This window comes from Clostridium sp. D5 (assembly GCF_000190355.1).
GTDB classification, from domain to species: domain Bacteria; phylum Bacillota; class Clostridia; order Lachnospirales; family Lachnospiraceae; genus Faecalicatena; species Faecalicatena fissicatena_A.
Map to the genome: position 1 here is coordinate 112,735 of NZ_GL870816.1, position 21,901 is coordinate 134,635.

Sequence of the window (21,901 nt, forward strand, 5' to 3'; positions counted from 1 at the left end):
AGGAGGAGTCATTATGAAATTGAGTACGATCTTGAAAAAGGGACTTGCTGTTGGTTTGATGGGAATTATGGTAGCAAGCCTGGCTGCGTGCGGAGGAAAGGAAGAAGGTAAAACCGATGCAAAAACCGACGCCAAAACTGAAGATGGCGGATCCGATTCCAAAAGCAGCGATGTAACACTGAAGTTCCAGCAGTGGTGGGGAGCTGAACTCCCGGAAGGATATCTGGATGATATTTGTGCCAAGTATGAGGAAGAGACAGGCGTGAAAGTGGAATTGTTAACAGCTCCATGGGCTGATACAAAGACAGCCATCACAGCAGGAGCTACCAACGGTACGATCGCAGATATCATAAGTGTGGATGGAGCATGGCTCTCAGAATTTGTTGATATGGGTGTTCTGACAGATGTTGGAGCTGCCGGTGTAGACAGCAGTCTTGCAAGCGACATCTGGAAAGTAGACGGCAAAGGCTATGTTGTTCCGGTACTGAACTTTGCATATCCAATGTATGTGAATATGGATATCCTGAAAGATTCCGGAGTTGACGCGATTCCAACAACATGGACCGAACTGAGAGACGCATGTAAGAAGATTACAGCAGCAGGAAACTCTGCATTTGCATTAAACCTTGGTACAACGAATGCAAACGGTATTCAGAATGTATTCATGGGAACCGGCTGGGGATCAGGAATCAGCCTGAAAGATGACAGTGGCGCATACAAGACAAAAGACAACGCAGGTCTGGCATCCCTTACTGAGATGTTCAAAGGACTTTATGATGACGGTTCTTTATATCCAGGCATGAGCACACTGGAAGAATCTGAGATGACAAGTAACTTTGCAGCAGGCAACTGCGCATTTACAGTAGCATCTGCAGCTACAATGAGCCAGTTCACTGACATTAATTTTGAAGCCACTACAATTCCTGTAAAAGATGATTTCAAGGATAAGAGCGGTATCTGCTATGCAAGCTGGGCTGTAGGTATTTCAGATTCTTGTGAGAATAAGGAAGAAGCAGCTAAATTCATCAACTACCTGCTTGGCGGTATGGATGGAAAAGATGGTTCTGCATCTGCAGGATTAGCAGCTACAATGTCAGCATTCCCGAACAGTACTGTTGCTGAGCCGGATTACAGCAAGGCACCGAAACAGTTCCAGGCTTACTATGATTTATATAAAGAAAACTATGTAATCAATGAGTTCATCGGTCTTCCGAATGCATCAGATGTAATGACTTCTATGACAAATGATCTGACTACATATCTTGAAGGCGATATCGACAGCGCTACACTGCTTACTAATTGGCAGGGGTACCTTGACGAGGCAGGAAAGTAAATGAATTAAAAGGCAATAGGAATGGGGAGCGGGGGGAATTCCTGCCCCCCATTTCTAAAAAAGTTATGACTCAGGCTAAAGAATCTTTTGCTAATAGGGTTAGAACAGGATAATAGGAGGGACTGATTTTGAAGTTAACAGGAAAGAAAACTGCTCCATACAGATATCTTGCCCCAACAATAATATTAATGATTGTCTTCATGGTTATACCTATCTGCATGGTAATCGGTTACTCTTTTGTGGATGGAGCTGTCGTCTCACAGAATCCGGAATTTGTCGGATTGGAAAATTATAAAACAATATTTGCAGACAGCGAGTATATAGGTGCAATATCGAATACGATTATCTTTGTAGTAGTAAGTGTTGTTGCCCATTTGGTTCTGGGGATGCTATTTGCGATGCTGCTGAATTCGAAATATTTTGGAACCAGAACAAAAACAATTGCCCGTGTTGTTTATATTCTTCCCTGGGTGTTTACGGCATCCGTTGTTGCAATTCTGTGGAAATTAATGTTACAGCCATCGGGTATTGTAAACTATCTTCTGTCTGTCTTTCCGCAGATATCCCAAAACACAGAGTGGCTGAGCAACAGGTCGATCGCACTGGGGGTTATTTGTTTTATTAATATCTGGTGTGGTTATCCATTTTATATGATCAGTATTCTTGCAGGACTGCAGGGAATCTCCGGTGATCTGTACGAGAGCGCTGCTATTGATGGTTCAACAGCTACAAAGAGCTTTCTGCACATAACCATACCGCAATTGAAACCGATTTTGATTAGTATCGCAATGTTAGATTTTATCTGGACGCTGCAGTCCTTCAATGTTATCTGGATGTTAACAGGCGGCGGCCCGGTGAATTCAACAGAGACGTTGAGTATATACATTTATAAAAAAGCATTCCAGAAAGTGGATTATAGTATGGCTGCAACGGCAGCCACGATATTGCTTGTAGTCTGCATATTTATTGCAATTTTCTATGTGAAGCAGCAGAAGAAAGTGAGGGAATAGGGGATGGTTGGAAGTTATAAAAAAACGACAAAAGTCATAGTTTCTATTCTTTTGGTTTTGGGTGGTTTATTCTCAGCATTTCCAATATTTTGGATGATTTGCTCTTCACTAAAAGCGAATTCGGCCATTTTCGCATGGCCGCCCAAATTTTTTGATAAGACAGCCAGTTTATCGTCATACATCGCGGTGCTGACGGATTCTTCAAAGGTACGATACTTTATCAACAGTTATATAGTAGCAGTGTGTGTCGTATTACTGACGTTGTTTGTTGGAATACTTGCAGCATATGCGTTCAGCAGATTTGACTTTCCGGGGAAAGGGATTTTTAATTCTCTGATTGTCAGTGTACAGGCAATTCCGCCGATTGTACTGCTGATTCCGTACATGGGCCTGATTGTTGCTATGAGACTGTTTAATACATATTTTGCATTGATTCTTACCTATCTGATTACAACGCTGCCGTATTGTATCTTAATGATGACAGGTTATTTTAATACACTGTCCAGGGAACTGGATGAAGCCGTTATGATTGATGGCGGTTCCAGATGGAAAGCGCTTTGGTCTGTATTAGTGCCGATATCAATACCGGGAATGGTTTCTGTAGGTATGTACACTTTTATGCAGGCATGGAACGAGTATCTGTTCGCACTGGCTTTGACACAGACAAACAATATGCGTACAGTACCGATTGGGATCAACTTATTGATGGGACAGCATGGATATGACTGGAGCCAGATGATGGCGATGAGTGTGCTGGGCTCCATTCCTGTACTGATTTTGTTTATCTTTTTCCAGAAATACTTTATAGCCGGTATGTCTTCCGGCGGTGTAAAGGGCTAAAGGAAAATAGGTATACCCAAAGGGTACCCCGTACCCTGCGGGCGGTCTGCAGCGGAGCTGCGGAACAGTATATATATTTTAATTTTAAAGAAAAGAGGAGAATGATTATGTTAATGAACATGAAAGAATTACTTGCTGTTGCGAATGAGAACAACTTTGCGGTACCTGCATTTAACATTAGTGATTATAATATGTTTAATGGGATCATGGAGGCATCTGAAGAAAAAAATGCGCCTGTGATTATTGCAATTCATCCGGATGAATTAAGCCATATTACAACGGAGATGGTGAAGGGGATCGTTGAGAGAATTCATAATTCTTCTGTACCTGCAGTGATTCATCTGGATCACGGCGGAACTTTTGAACAGGTGATTACGGCAATCCGTGCAGGATTTACCTCCGTTATGATTGATGCCTCCAGCCAGCCATATGAAGGAAATGTGGCAACATGCCAGAAGGTATGTGAGGCTGCACATGCAGTGAATGTATCAGTAGAGGGTGAGCTTGGAACAATCGGAAATACAGATTCCGTAGAAACAACGGCACCCGATGAAATCTTATATACAGATCCAATGCAGGCAAAAGATTTCATTGAGAAAACTGGTATTGACTGTCTGGCAATTGCAATCGGAACCTGCCACGGTATTTATCCAAAAGACATGAAACCGGAACTTCGCATTGACATTCTGGATGAAATTAAAAAAGTTGTGGATGCACCGCTTGTACTTCATGGCGGATCTTCTAACAAAGATTCAGAAATTGCAAAATCTGTAGAGCATGGCGTAAACAAGATAAACATTTCCAGTGACATCAAAGCGGCTTACTATGAGAAAATGCGAGAAGTTCTTCAGGATGCATCTCTCCGTGAGCCAAACCAGATTCAGCCGATCTGTGTAGAAGCAATGAAAGTAGTTGCTTTTGATAAGATTGAACTGTTCCAGGCAGCAGGAAAAGCATCACTTTACTAGGAACTCTATTCTATATAACTGAAGGAGACCGCAGAATGAATGAGAGAATTGCACTGGGCTTTCATACATGCGTAGATTATGAACTGAAATGGGATACGCAGGTTATAGAAGAACAGATAAAGGCATTTGATATCCATGCAGATGAGCTGAAAATGGATATTGATGTTGATTCAGAACGCGCAATTTGGATTATGAGTCTTGCACATTTGCAGGCTGGTATCGGATGTGAGATGGTCCCTGACACGCCCGAGATGTGCGTTGAGTTTGCGAATCATTTTGAGTATGAAGTGACTTTGGGAGGAACGCCTACCCGTGCCGCTATTATTTTGGATCGCCTGGGCTATCCCAGCGTGCTGCAAACCAGCTGTTATAATGAGCATGTGAAACGGTTGATGCCGTCAAGTGTCCGGGTTCTGCCCGGGGTAGGGCCGGAGCAGAATGAGATATTCCCGCACGTTGTTCTGCAATGCTTAAAGGGAGTGAGGATCCATGCGAATGACATTGATTTTATCACACCCAGAGAAAACAGGGTATTGATCTCACGGGATGCAGACAGTCTGAATATGCCTGTCCTGCCCGATGAATTCGGAAAAATGATTGGCGGATGTGAAGTGTTTTTGTTGGGATCATTTTCTGAAATGCTGGATTTAGACGTGCTGAAAGACAGGATGGAAAAGACAAAGTCATTGCTGGCTTATCTGCCGGCGGATGCGGTTGTGGTTATGGAAGACGGATGCTATGTTAAGAAAGAAGCCCGCAGCTGCGTTCACGAACAGCTGGCACCCCAAATCGATGTGTTAAGCATGAATGAAGACGAACTGCAGCAGTACATCGGTAAATCCATTGATATACTTGACCCACATGCAGTGGTGGAGGCCGTGAAATATGTTTATGACAATACGGGCATCGGGCTGATTCTGGTGCATTCTGCCGCATGGGCACTGGTCTATGGAGTAGATGCAGGCATGATGAAAGCATCTCTGGAGGGCGGGGTCACAATGGCGGCAACACGCTTCCGGATCGGGGATAACTTTACTTTGGAAGACTATGCACAGACAAAAGATATACCCGACAAAACAGACAGCATATCATTCTGCGAAAAAATGAGTGAGATGCTGGGAGATAAGATTTATTGTATCCCGTGTAAGGATTTAAGCCATGTAGAGAAACCAACAGTAGTCGGTCTGGGTGATTCTTTTGCGGGTGGACTTCTGCCGGGACTGCTGAAGGAGAGCAGAGAAGAATAGACGCTTCTATGCACGGCCCTGGGACGTGGATAGCAACAATCAGACATCATATGAAGGAGAGAACACAATGTATGAAAAAACACAAAACATATTAAAAATGGCGAAAGAGAGCAATACTTCGGTAATCTCATTCATCTGTATGGATTATACGATGGCAAGATCCGTCGTATACGCAGCAGAGGCCACGAATACACCCGCAATGGTGATGCTGTACCCGGAGCATGTTACAGTTCAGCATACCACCGGGTTTGCAAGTTATGCAGCCATGGTAAAAGAACTGGCAAATGAAGTGAAAGTTCCGATTGGACTGCATGCGGACCATGATTTTACTTATGACGCGATTATGACAACCATAGGAGCGGGATTTGAATCTGTTATGATTGACGGGTCAATGAATGATCTGGATACCAATATTGCACTGACCAGAGAGGTGGTTCTTAAGACACGCGATTGGGGCGTGTGTGTAGAGGGCGAGATCGGCCACGTTGGAGCGGCAGCAGATTCCGATAACGCCAGGGAAGATCTGTATACTAAGGCAGATGCCGCAGAAAAATTCTGCAGAGAGACGGGAGTGAATTCCCTGGCAGTTTCTATCGGAAATGCACATGGTGAATATCAAGATACTCCGCATCTGGATATTCCGCGTCTTGAGGAGATCCACGCGGCAACGGATGTATCTCTGGTGCTTCACGGCGGCAGCGGTATACCGGACGATCAGTTACTGACAGCATTTTCAAAGGGAATCAATAAATTCAATTTGGGCACGGAATTTTTAGGAAGATATTACGACGCAGTGGCAGCCTTTTCTCTGGAAAATACGGATAATCCGGATCCCGTTAAGATTATCAATCTGCCGGAGTACGTTCAGGCTAAATTACAGCCATACTTAGAGGAGCGCATGAAGACACTTTGCCATTTTTAAACGGCAGGAAGATAAAAAAAGAGATGACAAAAAGGGGCATCCCGTACCACGTGCCCCTTGGGCGAATCCGCGGTAAACTGCGGATTATTGGTGACAGAGGATGGCATATATGATACTATAATATTAAGTGATTCAAGATGGATTTCTGATAAAAACTGTTTGGAGTAGAGAGCCTTGAAGAATGATAATATATTACAGCGGGAAGTACTTGACGTTATTAAAGAAAAGTACGAGGAAATATTTGCGGCAGAGAAAAAAGTAGCAGATTTTGTTTTGCAGAATCCACAGAAAACAGTGGACTCCAATGTTTCGGAGCTGGCAAAGCAGAGCGGTGTAAGCGATGCTACGATTGTGCGCATGTGCCACCATATTGGATATACGGGATATTATCAGTTTCGGATTACGCTTGCAAGAGATTTGGGAAAGAAGCAGTATGAGGGTATGGTGATTCCGAAGAACACCGGGGCGATTGCAAAGGTGTTTCATGACTATGCAGAAATGTTGATTGGGATCGGCAGAAGAATAGATCCTGAAGTCATGTGGAATTGCGTGAATCTTTTGAAGATATGTAAACAGGCACATATCATAGCCATCGGTAATACGTGCTCGGTATCACAGTACATGGGATTCAGGCTGGGAAGGCTTGGAATAAGAAGCACTTATGGATCATCCGCGGAATTTTTTATGAACCATGTCAATCTCGCGGAGCCGGAGGATATCGTAGTGGCAATATCCAAGTCGGGTACGTCAAAGCCAGTGGTTCTGGGATTGGAACTGGCCAAAGACAAGGGACTTAAGACGATTGCCATTACAGATCATGTACAGTCACCGGTATCGGAACTCGCCGATTACGTGCTGCTGTCCAGCGGGAAAGACGAGGCCTTTAACTATTATAAAGATTATGCGCAGACAAACGTGATGGCTACCATTGATGCACTTTTGAATTTTGTTACGAATGAGGAATGGATTCAGACGAAACAGGCAGACAGGCCGGAGACGATTTTATCTGAGTATAAGTTATAAGCTTACTGCGGGTAAAGAAGCGGATAGCAGGGACAGTGTGCCCTGCTATTTGGATATAAGAAAGGATGGGTTATAGTATGAAACGCTCAAGAATCAACGAAGTTATTAAGGACATGGAAGCACTGATTGAAGAACACAGATTTGAAATCCCGCCATTTGCAAAACTGACCCCGGAGGAATGGAAAGGCATCGGGCACGAATACGATGAAGTCCGTGACAACTGTCTGGGATGGGATATTACAGATTATGGACTGGATAATTTTGATAAAGTAGGATTCTCCCTTCTTACGATTCGTAACGGGAATCAGAAGATGCCGGACAAATATCCAAAGACATATGCGGAAAAGCTTCTGATGCTGTATGAGGGACAGACGTCTCCGATGCACTATCACTGGAACAAGATGGAAGACATTATAAACCGCGGCGGAAATGATATTTATATCACTGTGTACAATGGCGCAGAAGATAAAACCATGCTGGACACAGATGTTGCTGTACATAAAGACGGAAAGACAGAAGTGGTTCCGGCGGGAACCAAGGTTTGCTTAAAGCCAGGGGAGAGTATTACAATTACTCCATATATGTATCATGATTTCATTGTACCGGAGACTGGCGGGGCCGTATTATTGGGAGAAGTCTCCATGTGTAATGATGATGAGCATGATAATTGCTTTTATGCACCAATCGGACGTTTTCCTGAGATTGAGGAAGATGAAAAGCCTTACCGCCTGCTTTGTACGGAGTATCCAAAAGCAGAATAGGCAAGATGGCAGAATCCCGGGACGGGATATGAGAACATTTTTCGGAAAATGAAGAATAAGGTAAGAATTACAGTAAATTGAGTGCATTGTGAATGAGGCTCTTTCGACGCAGGAACGGATTGAATCCGGTATCTGGTATGTCGGAAGAGCCTTTTTTTATGATATAGGGAATTCCTCTGGAATTCCCTATATCATAAAAATCCTCCGGGGGATGCACACGCCGCGATGCGGCTGCTACATGCACAAATTCAACTGGTCTGGTTAAAAGATATATAACTGGACATTTAGGCTAAACCAGTTTTGTGATATCATGGCATGCAAGTGATAATAAAGCATATCGGCACTTCGGCGGCAGAACGTTATTCTGACGGAGGCTGTGCGGCGGGGGACAACGCCTCGTGCGGGGCAGTAAAAAACAGCTCTGTGATATGAGAAATGAGGAAATATTTATGACAAAGAAAATTGCAGTCATCAATGATTTATCCGGGTTTGGACGGTGCTCCCTGACGGCCGCCATCTCTGTTATATCGGTTATGGGAGTCCAGCCATGTCCGCTGCCTACCGCGGTCCTGAGCGCGCAGACCGGGTATCCCAGTTATTATTGTGATGACTATACAGATAAGATGCAGCATTTCCGGCGGGAATGGGAAAAGATGGATGCCCGGTTCGATGGAATTTATACAGGGTTTGTAGCCAGCGAACGCCAGATCGAGAATATTTTCGAATTTCTGGATACATTCCGGAACAAAAAGACATTTCTTCTTGTGGACCCGGTAATGGGAGACAACGGAAATGTATATACCATGTTTACAGAAAGGCTGTGCAGCCTGATGAAGGAGCTGGCATTTCAGGCCGATGTAGTGACACCAAATCTGACAGAACTCTGCCTCCTGACGGATACAGACTTCAGGATGATCCGGGAAATGACCGATGAGAAACATCTTCTCGTTGCAGTTGAGCAGATGGCGGCTAATCTGATGAGGAGAGGGCCGAAGAACGTAGTAGTGACGGGAATCCATTTTCGGGATGCGGAGGATGGCATTGAGAAGATGGGGAATCTGGCGGTTAATGCAGGTAAGAGCAGTTTTTCTGCATTTCCATATATAGGAGGAAGTTATTCCGGGACGGGGGATCTATTTGCATCCGTTGTTGCGGCCGGGCTGGCGAGGGGGGATGAGATATCCAAAAGCATAGAACTTGCAGGGGCCTTTATAGAACGTGCAATTACGGATTCGGTGAGGGAAGGCATTCCACGCAATGACGGCGTGGATTACGAACAGTATCTCGGCATGCTGCTTCCGGGACAGCATTCATAAAGAAAAGGAGAGTGGGACACATGAGGAACAACACATCTAAAATCACGGCAACGGGCCTGTTTGCAGCTATGATTACAATTATGACGGCCTATATCTGTCATATCCCATACGGAGCAAACGGCGGATATATCCATTTCGGGGATGCACTGATTTATCTGAGCGCGGTATTTCTTCCCAGGCCGTATGCACTGGCTGCTGCAGCTATCGGCGGGGGGCTGGCGGATCTGCTGACAGCGCCTATGTGGGCACCCGCCACGATCATCATTAAAATGCTGATCACACTGCCTTTTACAAGCCGGGAGGGCAGGATCATGGCTCCCAGAAATATTGCGGCTCCTTTTATTGCAGCGGTGATCTCGGCAGCAGGATATTATCTGGCCGAGGGAATTCTGTTTGGATCTTTTGTGGCGCCTCTGGCATCACTGGCGGGAAGCGCAGTACAGTCCGGCGGAAGTGCAGTGATCTTCCTTGCACTGGCGGCGGCAATGGATAAAGCACGGGTAAAGGATAAGACGCAGAAAATGCTGCATTTGTGCTGATGGACAGAGAATGATTCGGAAGGGTTTAAATAAAGGGATTTGAAAAGAGGAAGAAGAAATGGCTGATATTTTATATACCTACAAAAATCAGGTTTACGCGAATATTACAAATTTATGTGACTGCCGGTGCGAATTCTGCATCCGCAGCCATGAGAACGGAGTCGGGGATGCAGAGACGCTGTGGCATAAAGTGGACCCCACCCTGGAAGAAATTATTGCGGCGATGGATGCGTTTGATTTTAACGGATACAACGAGCTGGTATACTGCGGGTACGGAGAACCGACCTGTGCACTTGAGAATCTGGTAAAGTCGGCAGAATACGCCAAAGAAAAATATGGCGTTACGGTACGGGTCAATACAAACGGCCTGGGGAATCTGTATCATGGTAAAGATATCGTTCCAACGTTGGCGAAGGTGACAGATGCTGTTTCGATCAGCCTGAATGCACCCACTAAAGAAGAGTATACCAGAGTCACCCGGCCGAAGTTTGAAAATGCCTTTGAAGCTATGCTGGATTTTGCAGCAGAGTGTGAGAAAATGATACCACAGGTTAAAATGACCGTTGTAGATGTGCTTTCGGAGGAGGACATCAAAGCAAGCAGGGAACTTGCGGAATCTATAGGGGTGGAGCTGCGGGTCAGGAAATATGCCTGAACCGATCTGGGGAGCGGGGAAGAAAACTCATTATAATCATATATTAGAAAAAGGACTAATCCTCTTCTTTCAAGCATAATATACAGTACTAATGTATTGTACAAGCGTGAAAGGAGAGGGTATTTTGTTTGAGGAAAAGTCACTACATGAGATATCAGATATGCTGCATACAGACCGGGAAAAGGGCCTGTCGGAGGCGGAGGCAGCAAGACGGCTTGGGGAAGATGGCCCAAATGTTCTGAAAGAAGGAAGAAAGAAGACCGCCGTGGAGTCTTTTCTGGAGCAGCTGAACGACCCGCTCATCTGTGTGCTCCTTGTGGCGGCTCTTGTATCCTTTCTGCTGAAAGAAGTGAGCGATGCAATTATTATCGCTATTGTAATTGTAGTAAATGCGACGGTAGGTGTAATACAGGAAGGCAAGGCCCAAAAGGCGCTGGAATCGCTTAAAAAGCTGACAAGCCCCAGGGCTGTGGTGAGAAGAGATGGTGTCATACGGGAAATCCCGGCTCCCCAGCTGGTGAAGGGGGACGTTGTCCTTCTGGAGGCGGGCGCCCAGGTGGCTGCGGATCTGCGGCTTGTTAAGACATGGAACCTGAAGGTGGAGGAGTCGGCCCTGACAGGGGAATCGCTGCCCGTCAATAAAGATGCGGCCTTCCAGGCGGCAAAATCACTGCCCGTGGGAGACAGAAAGAATGAAGCGTTTATGTCCACCCTGGTGACAAGCGGAAGAGGGGAAGGCGTTGTCATAGCGGCAGGTATGGGCACCGAAATCGGGAAGATCGCTGCGATCATCAGCGATGTCCCCAAAGAGTTTACCCCGCTGCAGAAGAAGCTGGCAGGGTTAGGAAAGATGCTCAGTATTGTATCGGTTCTTCTCTGTGCCGCCCTGTTCGCCATTGCGGTCTTACAGAAACGCAACATTCTGGAAATGCTGATTACCGCCATTTCCCTGGCCGTAGCTGCCGTGCCTGAGGGACTTCCTGCGATCGTGACTATTGTCCTGGCGCTCAGTGTTTCGAAGATGGTCAGGGTAAACACAATTGTAAGAAAGCTTCCGTCTGTTGAGACCCTGGGGGCGGTCAATGTGGTCTGCTCGGATAAAACCGGTACGCTGACCCAGAATAAAATGACAGTTACAAGATATTTTGTAAATCAAAATGTTTACAAGAGCAGCCAGCCGGCACCGAATATGCCGGAAGAATTCGTAGAAGGGATGGCGCTCTGCAACGATGCGGTCATAACGGGGAAGGAGGAACTGGGAGACCCGACCGAGCTTGCACTGCTCCGTTTTGCCCAGGGATACCGGTCCAGGGGGGAGGCATCGTCTGATGGACGCTCCCAAAAAGAGTCGCTGGAGTCCAGAATGCCAAGAGTGAACGAAAAGGCTTTTGATTCCCAGCGCAAGATGATGACAACGGTTCACCAGAGCACGCAGGGGTTCAAGGCTTACACAAAAGGTGCACCAGAGGTTATTCTGGGAAGGTGCAGCAAAATTCTGATCAATGGGAAAGTACAGTCTCTGACAGATTCCCACCGAAGACAGATACGTCAGGCAGTAGATGACTTCTCCGCTCAGGCGCTGCGTGTACTGGCAGTAGCGGTAAGGAAGGGCGAGAAGGAAGTAAAGGAACAGGACATGACCTTTGTCGGGCTGGCTGGGATGATCGATCCTGTCAGGCCGGAGGCCAAGGCGGCGGTAGAGCGGTTTAAAGAGGCATCTGTGCGTACCATTATGATAACCGGAGATCATATAGACACCGCATTTGCAATTGCAAGAGAACTTGGAATCGCAAAGAAGATGGACGAATGTATGACAGGTGAGGAGCTGGAAAAGGCATCCGATGCCCAGTTAAAAGAAAAATTAAAGAGAACCAGTGTATTTGCCAGGGTATCCCCGGAGCATAAGGTACGGATCGTGAAATTACTGAAAGAAACCGGAAACATTGCCGCCATGACCGGTGACGGTGTGAATGACGCCCCCTCCCTGCGAATGGCAGACATTGGAATCGCTATGGGAGTCACAGGGACCGATGTGGCAAAAAATGCGGCAGACATGATTCTGACGGATGACAATTTTGCTACGATTGAAAAGGCCATCGAAGAAGGACGAAGTATTTATGAGAACATCAGGAAAACTGTTTTGTTTCTTCTGTCCTCAAATTTTGGTGAAATCATTACAATGTTTACCGCAGTGATACTGGGAATGGCGTCCCCTTTGAAGGCCAGCCATATTCTTTGGGTAAACCTGATTACGGACTCTCTGCCGGCACTGGCGCTGGGGGTAGATAAAAACGATAAGGAAGCTTTGATGAAAATGCCGCCGAGAAAGGCAAATGAAGGCTTATTTTCCCACGGGGGAACCGCCTGCACCATCTTTTACGGCTGCCTGATCGCGGCCATAAGCCTGACCGCATTCCTGAAGGTCCCCTGGGATATACTGGCATCCCAGCAGAAGGTATTTACCCTGGCCAATATCTCGGCCGTATTTGCCGATACAGATGTGCTGGCCAGAGCGCAGACTTATGCTTTCACCGTACTGGGAATGTCTGAGCTGTTCCATGCACTGGGAATGAAGGATATACATACTTCTGTATTTTCAAGGAAAAGAGACTTTAATGTAGTGATGCTTGCTTCTTTTGGAGTGGGTTTCATCCTGCAGGCCGCAGTAACCGAAGTGCCGTATCTTACTGCCATGTTCGGTACAACCGCCCTGTCCTTCGGTGAATGGATATCCCTGATTATCCTGTCAGCATTTCCTGTTCTGGCACATGAGATATTCGTATTGCTGGGGGCCACACATTTTGGTTCGGCCAGTGTGAAAGAAAAACTGGCTGCAGAAAACAAAAAAATAAGCCCGCAGACAGATGGGGGCAAATAATCACTGGCATTTTAATTACTGAATCATCAATACAAATAAGACGTGTTCTTTAGCAGCGATACACGTCTTATTTTCATCCGGAAATCATTGTGTTCTCATAATTTCTTCCCCAGCATCTCCGGATTTGTTGCATAAGTCATTGCAACATCTCTGGAGATCTTTCCGTCTTTATAAAGCTTCAGCAGACTGGTATCCATTGAAACCATCTCTTCCTTAACAGAAGAATAAATAATCCCGTCAATCTGGTGTACCTTATTATCACGGATCATATTCCGGATGGCCGGTGTGACGGTCATGATCTCGAATGCGGGGGTCACTTTTCCATCTACTGTAGGAACCAGCTGCTGTGAAACGACGGCATTGAGCACCATGGAGAGCTGTACTGCGATCTGCCGCTGCTGATTCGACGGAAATACATCGATAATACGGTCGATGGTATTGGCGGCTCCGATGGTGTGCAGGGTGGAGAAGAGCAGATGCCCTGTTTCTGCGGCGGTCATGGCTACGTTGATTGTTTCATAGTCGCGCATTTCTCCCAGCAGGATGACATCGGGGCTCTGGCGCAGCGCAGCGCGCAGGGCGGTTACATAATTATCGGTATCTACATTGATCTCACGCTGGCTTACAATGCTGCGGTTGTGGCGGTGCAGGAACTCCAGCGGGTCCTCCAGGGTGATGATATGCTCATCCCTTGTCTTGTTAATCTGATCTATGATACAGGCAAGCGTGGTAGACTTACCGCTTCCAGCGGGGCCGGTGACAAGTACCATGCCTTTGCCGCTGTTTCCAAGCTGCATGATATAATCCGGGAGCCCAAGCTCTTTTGGATCCGGCAGGTTAAATGTAATGACACGGATAACAGCGGAAAGAGCTCCCCTCTGTTTATAAGCGCTGACACGGAAACGGGAGACACCCTGGATGGCGAAAGAAAAGTCATCGTCCCCATGTTTGTGAAGCTGGCTGATATCCCGGTTATCTGCCAGACGGTAGATTTCCACCAGAAGAGTTTCCGTATCCGGGGGGAGCAGCCTGTTTTCATATTCCCGGCTGATAACGCCGTTCTTTCTGCAGGAAACAGGCAGCCCGGCTACAATAAAAATATCGGATGCCCCATCAGCGACAGCCTGCTCCAGTATTGATTTTGCGTCCATATATCCATTCTCCTTCTATAGTTCTGTAATAGAGTGCTCCTCTATATGATTCCACCTGTGCGGCTGTCTCAAACAGCGGTCTATTGGATTAATTTTAAAGTATTGTCTCCGTTCCATTCTGTGTCAGACATGACTTTCCACTGTGTGATCCTGTAAAAGCCGTTATTATGACTGCCTGCGGGCAGCAGCTCCAGATTCACGGATAAGAATTGTTTGTCATTGACAGGCACTTGATAGGACACGGAGGGTTTTTCTGTTGAAATCTTAACATCCAGCGTAATCGCCCCGGAATCTCCGTCAAGGGTCAGGCCGGAAAGTTTCTTTTCGGCTGCGGAATAATAGGTCCCATGGGAATCCTTGTAAGTTTCTGCAAGAATCGTATCAATCTGATCCAATACCTCCTCTGCCTGGCTGGAAGCTGCGTAATATTCTGTTTTTCGCTCTGCCAGCCGGCTGCTGAAGTTGTAATCACTGCGGGCGCTGGAAAGGGACAGTGTTGCAAATGTCACCAGGCAAAGTACCAGAAAGATGACCAGCAGTGAGGAGGAGCCGATATTGACAACGGGGGGATGCTTTTTATTCGTATTCATGATTCAACCCCCTTTGAAGATGGTGGGAGATATCCAGTGAATAGATGTCCTTCCCGTCCTTTAGTTTCTGCATACTCATCCTGGCGTTCAGCATAAAAGCTTCCTGAGTAAATGCGATCTTAAGCGTGTAAACAGCGTCTTTTTGTGCAGAATGAGAAAAGTCTTCGTCATAGTAAACAATCACCTCGTCTGTATCTGAGGTTTCTGTATCGGGATATTCAGAGCAGATCAAATCAATTGCAGACCGTTTACTGGAAGAGGCATTGATGAGCTCCGCCACACTGGAAACCTCATTGGCAGAAACCTCCAGTTCACGCGATTCCTGACTGAGCAGATGAGATTTTACAAAAAACTGTACACAAACAGCACTTGCAATTGAGAAAAACAAGATTGCAAGAATCAGCTCCAAGAGGAACAGACTGGAAGATTTTGCCCGGTTTCTGCGTGTCATAGTACTCTCCTTTATTGTGTATTACTGTGCTTTAGAACTTCTCGTGCTTACGATGGATGAGGCATTCTGCCCTGCCTCATCCGTACATGTGAAGCGGAAGGTATGGTCACTGACGGGTTCCATCTCAAAAGACTTTACCTGGAGGATCGGCCTGCCCGAAGAGGCATCGGCCTGTACGCCTTCCTTTACAAATAATTCCTTTAATTCATTTTCATCGGTATAAATATAGGTAAAATAGGATGTACCGTTATACTCCTGCTCCAGGATAAGGGCATCCAGCCCGTCAAATGTCCCGATCGAAATACTTCCGTTTTCATCGCTCTGATGTATCTTTTCACTGATATAGGACAGCGAAGTGCCCGCGGTATAATTCAGGGACGAATGTTCGGTCGCTGAGCGGTATATATTGGTGGCCAGGAGGATGACTGTCAGTGCAGACACCGCAAACACAAAGAACAGCGCCACTGGAAATAAATAGTCAATCATGTGGTTCTTTTGGGTGCGAAAACGCATAGTCAGTCTCCTTTCTGTATGATGGTCACATCGGGCAGGATATTGGCGCCGATGATCTTATAATCAACGAAAAATCTGTCTTCATCATATGTAATTCCATAATGCTCTTTCAGATAGTCCAGGCTCTCCGGGTAACTGCCTTCCACGGCGTAGCAATAGGTGATACTACGGTTCAGCGCGTTTTCCAGGCTTTCCTTCTGCCGGCGCACGGAGCCGGAGGACAGAGATTCAATGCCCTGATAAAAAAGAAGCACAATCAGCAGAAAAACACAGACTGAAATGATAAACTTCCGATAAATATGCTGTTTTTTCTGATATTGAAAACGTGCCATAATAACCTCCGCTTAAATGCTGGACATGATTCCCATAAGGGGGAGCATGACAGACAATAAAATGACGCCAACGATCAGGGACAGTGAAATAACCAGTGTGGGCTCCAGCACAGCCAGGCCGTTATTCATCCGGGTGTCGATATCATCCTGATAAAGTCCTGCAATTTTGTCCATAACCTGGTCCATAGAACCGGTTTTTGCGCCGATGGAAGCCATCCTGGCGTACATCCCGGTTAAGATGCCCGTACCGTGCAGCGCCTCTGACAGATCTTTGCCCTCATTCATAAGATCCCGGCAGGCGTCAATTTTTTTCTGGAAATGCACATCGTCGTTCAGGGCACTGACCAGTTCCATGCTGCGTTCCGGATTCAGGCCGCTGCTAAGGGTGAGCGCCATACCACTGGCAAAGCGGCAGGCAGCGATTTCTTCGTAAATGACGCGGGTGAACCTGAATTTATAACCAATATTACGGAATATCTGCTTTCCGCGGACGGTCCTGGTTCCGTATAAAAGCAGACCCACAATCACGGCCAGAATTACGATAAAAACAATAGAATAGCGGTTGATGGCATTGCCAATCCCCATAAGGGTCCGGGAAAATCCGGTCATCTCGGTGCCGAGCTGGATAAATACCTGATTAAAGATCGGCATTACTTTTACAAGGAGAACGATGATGACCACGACCATCATTCCTGCCATAATAAGCGGATAGGTTACGGCATTCTTAATACTCTTTGCTATGGAGTCCTCCCGGTCATAATGCTCGCTCAGAGCGGACATAACTTCATCCAGAGTACCCGTTTCCTCCCCGATCTGAATCATGTGGAGCATATAAGACGGGAAAAGGCCTGTTTTCTCCAATGCCTGGTACATACTGCCGGTTTCCTGCATATATTCGAAAACTGCCTGTAATATGTCCTTTTCATCTGCCGAAGAAGCATCCTCCAGCATAATTGTGATACCTTCCAGGGAGGAGATACCCGACTTTAATATCAGGGCAATCTGCCCGCAGAAGGAAGAAACCTCCATATTTGTAAATGGTTTTCCCTGAACTTGCTTCTCCATAGTGTGCCCTCCGTTATTTTCTGATAAAATATATTTCCTAATAGGAATACTTTACTGTGTAATGGCTTCCGTCACCAATATACTTGCCGACTGCTTTCCGGCTGTTATTAGCGGCCAGAGTCGGATCTATCAGGGACCAGTTCTTGCCGTCAAATTCAATGATCTTGTCAACCCATCCTTTTTCTTTCAGGTAAACACTTACCCACGCGTGGTACGCCTCCCCGGAATATCCAATTTCCAACCGGGTGGGAACCGACTGAGAGCGGAGCATGGCCGCCATCAGCGAGGCGTAGTCGAAACAGATGCCCGTCTTATCCGTCAGAGTCTGGTCCAGATTGGGCAGATAGTCTGTCGGAATATTTTCTGCTTTTTTATCATCATATACAATATTTTCAATGACATAGTGATACACGTTTTGTACATAGCTGAGGTCATCCAAGGACTTGTCGGAAAGTTCACGCCCCAGTTTGACAGCCTGGGAATCCTCTGTAAACCATACATACTGGTTGGGATACAGGAACGGTTTGAATTCATCGCTGATATTTACATCCATATCCTGGGAAAATGCAAGCGCATAGAGATCATCCTGGACGTTCTCCAGAATATCCAGGTGATAGGAACCGTTTCCTCCTGTAAGTGGAAAGGTTTCATAGGAGCCGCCTGTCAGCGTGTAGGTATATACGGTTTGGTCCGGTATAGTAATCTGCAGTTTAATCTTTGCAGCACTGCCGCTATACTGTACCATGACATAGCCTTCTGTTGTATTGGAAGCATCAATAGAAACGATTTCATTTCCATAAACGGTGGATCCTGATGCCTGTGGTACCAGAATCTGGAGCGCACTCTCTCTTTTTTTCCCGGTTGCAGCCGAGGCACTTGAGATATCTCCGCTTTCTTTGGAACAGCCGGTAAAAGAGGAGGCCCCTATCATAATGAGCAAAAATGCACTTAATAAACGTGAACTCTTTTTCATTACATCAGGCCTCCTCTCAGGGTTCTGTTTTTATTTAACTGTCAAAATCAGATGAAGTGTATTGCCGGCCTTGTCCGGCACATAGATATTCAATGATTTTTCAGGATAATCAAATATGATATAATTGCCCTTCTCATCAAAGGAGACTGGTTCCACTTCTTTTCCGTCAATATCTATGGCGGAGATATTATCATAGTCCACACCTGAGTCCGGATCTGAGAGATACAGATAGATCTGGTCTCCCACCATCTTATCTGAGAGCACCACCGGGGAAACAGTATCCACCCCGCTTACCTCACAGGTTACGGAAGCAAACTGGCGGTTTTTCAATGTGACGGTTACGGTCATAGTACCGTTGAGTGCAGGCTCAATGGAATAGGTCTTGTCGGCCACCTCATAGACCGGGACATTGCTGCCTCCAATAGTGGCAGTGATCCTGCTGACCGGTATAAAAGTATCTACGACAAGTTCATACGCGGGTTTGCCGTTGGTTCCCTGATCCTTGAGGTTCAGATTGATATCAGGAGCAATGAAAAGTAAAGGGACAAGGCAGAAAAACAACAGAATAAATACCAGAAGAACTTTCTGGAGAAGAAAGCGCTCCCGTCGGTAATTGCTGTAAGAAGTCAGCACGGAAAGCGGAACGGTATTGGGTTCTACCTCACATGCATCAAATATATTTTCAAGCATCTGGCTGGCAGTGGATTCGTCCAGTTCAGGCCCTTTTGGCTTTTTTAATTTGTCTGTCAACATTGGGAAAACTCACCTCCTTAACGCTTCAGTGTCTGCGCCAGTTTTGTACGTCCGTTGTTCAGATAACGCTTTACAGTACTTTTACTGACGTCCATCACATCAGCGATATCTTCAAGCTTCATATTCTGATAATACTTCATAATAATGGCCTGTGATTCGGTAAAAGACAGATCCAGTATCTTTTTCATGATATATTCCTGCTCATCAACCCTGACAACCTGATCCTCCGGATTGGACAAATGCTTCACCGGATGAATATTTCCCTTCATATTCTCATCATCATATCCGGAAAGTTCTCTGTCAAAGCGATGCTGTTTTCGCTGCATATTAAAACATATCCGGAAATTAATCTGATTGAGCCAGGAAATAAAAAGCTTCGAATCCCGGAGCGTATACAGATTCTTGAGAGCCAGAATATAAGTCTCCTGAAGGGCATCCTGCGCCAGATATTCATCCTTCAGATAATTAAATGCAAATCGGTATTCTTTTTGGTAAGTGGCAGCATACAATTCAGCGAATGCATCACTGTCACCGGTTCGGGCACGGCTGACTAAGGTCGATATATAATCATAATCTAATTCTGCCATCTATTACACCTACTTCCCATTTTTTGTCCCGCAACATTATGTATTTAAGCGTTGTTAATTCTCTTATTTGCAAGTGCAATCAGGTCTGTGATTGTGCCGGTTTTGCTTCCTTCATGAAAGGCACGACCGTATTTGTAGGTGATAGGATGGGTCCCGGAACCTGAATTGTGTGAGTCCACCTTTGTGTGAATACGTTCCAGAAAATTATCGAGTTTCTCATTACTGCCATTCTCAAACAAAGCCATAAATTTGTTTCCTCCATTACGGCCGATAAAACACAGGTCGACAGAGGCCATTTTAAGGATGTTGGAGAAATCTTTTATAAGAGCATTTCCTTCTGCATGTCCGTACAGACGGTTGATTTCGCTGATATTTGTAAGATCAAACATGATGCAGCCTATATCTGGCGGCAGAGGCTGATCCAGATACTTTTCAATCAGTGCATCGCAGCTGAACCGGTTCGGAATACCGGAAAGGGGGTCAGAATGTACTGCAAAATCGAGATCCCGATAGTCTCTCTTAAATGAAGAGAAGAAGTTAAAGTCAAGGAAAAGGAACAGGAATGACAATCCCAAAACCGCCCATAACAGCCCGCATATAAGACGGATGGATGGGTTCGTGGCAATATATTGATATACTTCAGGGTCCATCATGATCTTGTAAATGCAGAAACCGGTTAGAAAGACGTAGATGATCAGTTGAATTGTTTTGAAAATATCTAGTTTTTTCATAGATAAAGCCTCCTTATTCCTCTGGATAAAATCCCGGAACTTTTCTTACTAATATCAAAGAAGTTCAGTAAATAATATACCTTATTCTGCGGCTTAGCCGCAGAACCGCCCGCAGGGCATGAATTACGGTGTGCCCTTCGGGTATACCTTATTCTGCGGCTTAGCCGCAGACCCGCCCGCAGGGCATGAATTACGGTGTGCCCTTGGGTATACCTTATTCTGCGGCTTAGCCGCAGACCCGTCCGCAGGGCATGAATTACGGTGTGCCCTTCGGGTATAAGTATATCATATTTTAAGCGATTTACCTATGTTTTTCAAGCTCTTATTTGTGTACAGTTCAAATTATATGATCATTTTGCCTTCAGGTTTCCAGTAAATGCCACACAAGCGACTTAAAAGACGTAATCGGCCAGGTAAAACAGCAGAAAGGAATGGGCAGGATAGAAGAAGTAGAAAAAGTACTTCATGCTGCGCCCTTTCTGGTGATTATAGTGCAGCATAAGGGGCAGCGCAAATATCATAAAGCATTGAACTGCAGTCCCTCCATTCAGCATCTCGATACTGAACTGATAGATACAGAATAGCGTATACATGGCACAGAATGCTTCTTTCTTTTCTTTTAAAAAGTACATCAATACACCCAGTGCAATAAATTCAAACCCGTACTCATTTACCGCTATATTTGGTATGATGCCGGTGATAAGGTCACCGCTGAGGTTCTTAAGCTGCGGAATCATATTCGGCAGGATAAAATAAAGGAGCTGTACTGCAAAAATTGTTGAAAGTGCTATATATCCTTTTTTATGATCCTTTTGAAATAGTTCGATGGTGCTGATACAGATTCCGACTAAAAACATGGATAGAAAAATATTATGGTTTCCATACCCATAATCTGTTTCGAAATAACGATCCACAACAAAAGTAAACAGTGTCATAAAAATACTCATAAGATACAGGCGCAGCAGATATTTCCTGCGGCTCTTTGTGTAATGATATCCCCAGACCATGCAGAATAAAAACAAAGGATAGGAGACTCGTCCCAATATCCGAAGCAGAATAGGCGTGCCTTCAAAATAATAACCGATGTGATCAATTACCATGAATATTAATGCAATCATTTTTAACGTAAAAGTACTCATATATTTTTCTCCTAAGCTATTAGACAGCGCGCTGATGATAGATAATTTTATCATACTCCAAAGCAGAATCTGTTTAAAAAATTCTAAATAATATCTAAAATCAACTTATTATAGTTACAGGTGA

At 45.5% G+C, this 21,901-nt stretch carries 23 protein-coding genes; 12 read left to right on the top strand and 11 right to left on the bottom strand.

Features of this window, described 5'->3' with window-relative positions; all coding sequences use genetic code 11:
• Window positions 1-13 precede the first annotated feature (13 nt).
• The 12 genes from HMPREF0240_RS16915 to HMPREF0240_RS16970 all read left to right on the top strand — a co-directional run bounded on the left by HMPREF0240_RS16915 (window position 14) and on the right by HMPREF0240_RS16970 (window position 13,492).
• Window positions 14-1,333: an extracellular solute-binding protein gene (locus tag HMPREF0240_RS16915; protein WP_035313919.1), complete on the top strand. Its 1,320-nt coding sequence runs from the start codon at window positions 14-16 to the stop codon at window positions 1,331-1,333.
• 128 nt (window positions 1,334-1,461) lie between these two features.
• A complete protein-coding gene (locus HMPREF0240_RS16920) occupies window positions 1,462-2,343 on the top strand; it encodes a sugar ABC transporter permease (RefSeq protein ID WP_009004635.1) in 882 nt (293 codons plus the stop codon).
• A gap of 3 nt (window positions 2,344-2,346) precedes the next feature.
• Window positions 2,347-3,183 (top strand): carbohydrate ABC transporter permease, encoded by an 837-nt coding sequence (locus tag HMPREF0240_RS16925; RefSeq protein ID WP_009004636.1) that lies wholly within the window; start codon window positions 2,347-2,349, stop codon window positions 3,181-3,183.
• 107 nt (window positions 3,184-3,290) lie between these two features.
• Complete coding sequence (locus HMPREF0240_RS16930) at window positions 3,291-4,151, top strand: ketose-bisphosphate aldolase (RefSeq protein WP_035313921.1); 861 nt, start codon at window positions 3,291-3,293, stop codon at window positions 4,149-4,151.
• Between the two features lie 35 nt (window positions 4,152-4,186).
• Window positions 4,187-5,398 (top strand): ADP-dependent glucokinase/phosphofructokinase, encoded by a 1,212-nt coding sequence (locus tag HMPREF0240_RS16935; RefSeq protein WP_009004638.1) that lies wholly within the window; start codon window positions 4,187-4,189, stop codon window positions 5,396-5,398.
• Between the two features lie 67 nt (window positions 5,399-5,465).
• Window positions 5,466-6,320 carry a class II fructose-bisphosphate aldolase gene (locus tag HMPREF0240_RS16940; RefSeq protein ID WP_009004639.1) on the top strand — a complete coding sequence of 285 codons (855 nt, stop codon included), beginning with the start codon at window positions 5,466-5,468 and terminating at the stop codon, window positions 6,318-6,320.
• 174 nt (window positions 6,321-6,494) lie between these two features.
• Window positions 6,495-7,343: a MurR/RpiR family transcriptional regulator gene (locus tag HMPREF0240_RS16945; RefSeq protein WP_009004640.1), complete on the top strand. Its 849-nt coding sequence runs from the start codon at window positions 6,495-6,497 to the stop codon at window positions 7,341-7,343.
• A 77-nt stretch (window positions 7,344-7,420) separates the two neighbouring features.
• Complete coding sequence (locus HMPREF0240_RS16950; protein ID WP_035313923.1) at window positions 7,421-8,104, top strand: D-lyxose/D-mannose family sugar isomerase; 684 nt, start codon at window positions 7,421-7,423, stop codon at window positions 8,102-8,104.
• Between the two features lie 449 nt (window positions 8,105-8,553).
• Window positions 8,554-9,420: a pyridoxamine kinase gene (locus tag HMPREF0240_RS16955; protein WP_009004642.1), complete on the top strand. Its 867-nt coding sequence runs from the start codon at window positions 8,554-8,556 to the stop codon at window positions 9,418-9,420.
• A 20-nt stretch (window positions 9,421-9,440) separates the two neighbouring features.
• Window positions 9,441-9,959 (top strand): TIGR04002 family protein, encoded by a 519-nt coding sequence (locus HMPREF0240_RS16960; protein WP_009004643.1) that lies wholly within the window; start codon window positions 9,441-9,443, stop codon window positions 9,957-9,959.
• Between the two features lie 58 nt (window positions 9,960-10,017).
• Entirely contained in the window at window positions 10,018-10,614 is a 597-nt protein-coding gene (locus tag HMPREF0240_RS16965; protein ID WP_009004644.1) for a TIGR04100 family radical SAM protein, read from the top strand.
• 124 nt (window positions 10,615-10,738) lie between these two features.
• Window positions 10,739-13,492, top strand: coding sequence for a cation-translocating P-type ATPase (locus HMPREF0240_RS16970; RefSeq protein WP_047775311.1), 2,754 nt, complete (start codon window positions 10,739-10,741; stop codon window positions 13,490-13,492).
• 95 nt (window positions 13,493-13,587) lie between these two features.
• On the opposite strand, the gene HMPREF0240_RS16975 is transcribed toward HMPREF0240_RS16970, so the two are convergent.
• The 11 genes from HMPREF0240_RS16975 to HMPREF0240_RS17025 all read right to left on the bottom strand — a co-directional run bounded on the left by HMPREF0240_RS16975 (window position 13,588) and on the right by HMPREF0240_RS17025 (window position 21,777).
• Window positions 13,588-14,643 (bottom strand): PilT/PilU family type 4a pilus ATPase, encoded by a 1,056-nt coding sequence (locus tag HMPREF0240_RS16975; RefSeq protein ID WP_009004646.1) that lies wholly within the window; start codon window positions 14,641-14,643, stop codon window positions 13,588-13,590.
• Window positions 14,644-14,723: 80 nt separating this feature from the next.
• Window positions 14,724-15,233, bottom strand: a complete 510-nt coding sequence (locus HMPREF0240_RS16980; protein WP_009004647.1) for a hypothetical protein — start codon at window positions 15,231-15,233, stop codon at window positions 14,724-14,726.
• Window positions 15,220-15,684 (bottom strand): hypothetical protein, encoded by a 465-nt coding sequence (locus HMPREF0240_RS16985; protein WP_009004648.1) that lies wholly within the window; start codon window positions 15,682-15,684, stop codon window positions 15,220-15,222. Before HMPREF0240_RS16985 ends, HMPREF0240_RS16980 begins: the two co-directional genes overlap by 14 nt.
• Window positions 15,685-15,705: 21 nt before the next feature.
• Complete coding sequence (locus tag HMPREF0240_RS16990; protein ID WP_009004649.1) at window positions 15,706-16,197, bottom strand: DUF4860 domain-containing protein; 492 nt, start codon at window positions 16,195-16,197, stop codon at window positions 15,706-15,708.
• A gap of 2 nt (window positions 16,198-16,199) precedes the next feature.
• Complete coding sequence (locus HMPREF0240_RS16995) at window positions 16,200-16,529, bottom strand: hypothetical protein (RefSeq protein WP_009004650.1); 330 nt, start codon at window positions 16,527-16,529, stop codon at window positions 16,200-16,202.
• Window positions 16,530-16,541: 12 nt separating this feature from the next.
• The gene (locus HMPREF0240_RS17000) at window positions 16,542-17,594 is read right to left on the bottom strand and encodes a type II secretion system F family protein (RefSeq protein ID WP_009004651.1); all 1,053 of its coding nucleotides are present in this window, start codon (window positions 17,592-17,594) and stop codon (window positions 16,542-16,544) included.
• 37 nt (window positions 17,595-17,631) lie between these two features.
• Window positions 17,632-18,567 carry a transglutaminase-like domain-containing protein gene (locus HMPREF0240_RS17005; RefSeq protein ID WP_198137815.1) on the bottom strand — a complete coding sequence of 312 codons (936 nt, stop codon included), beginning with the start codon at window positions 18,565-18,567 and terminating at the stop codon, window positions 17,632-17,634.
• 30 nt (window positions 18,568-18,597) lie between these two features.
• On the bottom strand, window positions 18,598-19,320 hold the full coding sequence (locus HMPREF0240_RS17010; RefSeq protein WP_009004653.1) for a hypothetical protein: 723 nt from the start codon (window positions 19,318-19,320) through the stop codon (window positions 18,598-18,600).
• A gap of 17 nt (window positions 19,321-19,337) precedes the next feature.
• Complete coding sequence (locus HMPREF0240_RS17015; RefSeq protein ID WP_009004654.1) at window positions 19,338-19,907, bottom strand: sigma-70 family RNA polymerase sigma factor; 570 nt, start codon at window positions 19,905-19,907, stop codon at window positions 19,338-19,340.
• A gap of 44 nt (window positions 19,908-19,951) precedes the next feature.
• On the bottom strand, window positions 19,952-20,638 hold the full coding sequence (locus tag HMPREF0240_RS17020; RefSeq protein ID WP_009004655.1) for a GGDEF domain-containing protein: 687 nt from the start codon (window positions 20,636-20,638) through the stop codon (window positions 19,952-19,954).
• Between the two features lie 392 nt (window positions 20,639-21,030).
• Window positions 21,031-21,777 carry a TraX family protein gene (locus HMPREF0240_RS17025; protein WP_035313926.1) on the bottom strand — a complete coding sequence of 249 codons (747 nt, stop codon included), beginning with the start codon at window positions 21,775-21,777 and terminating at the stop codon, window positions 21,031-21,033.
• Window positions 21,778-21,901 lie beyond the last annotated feature (124 nt).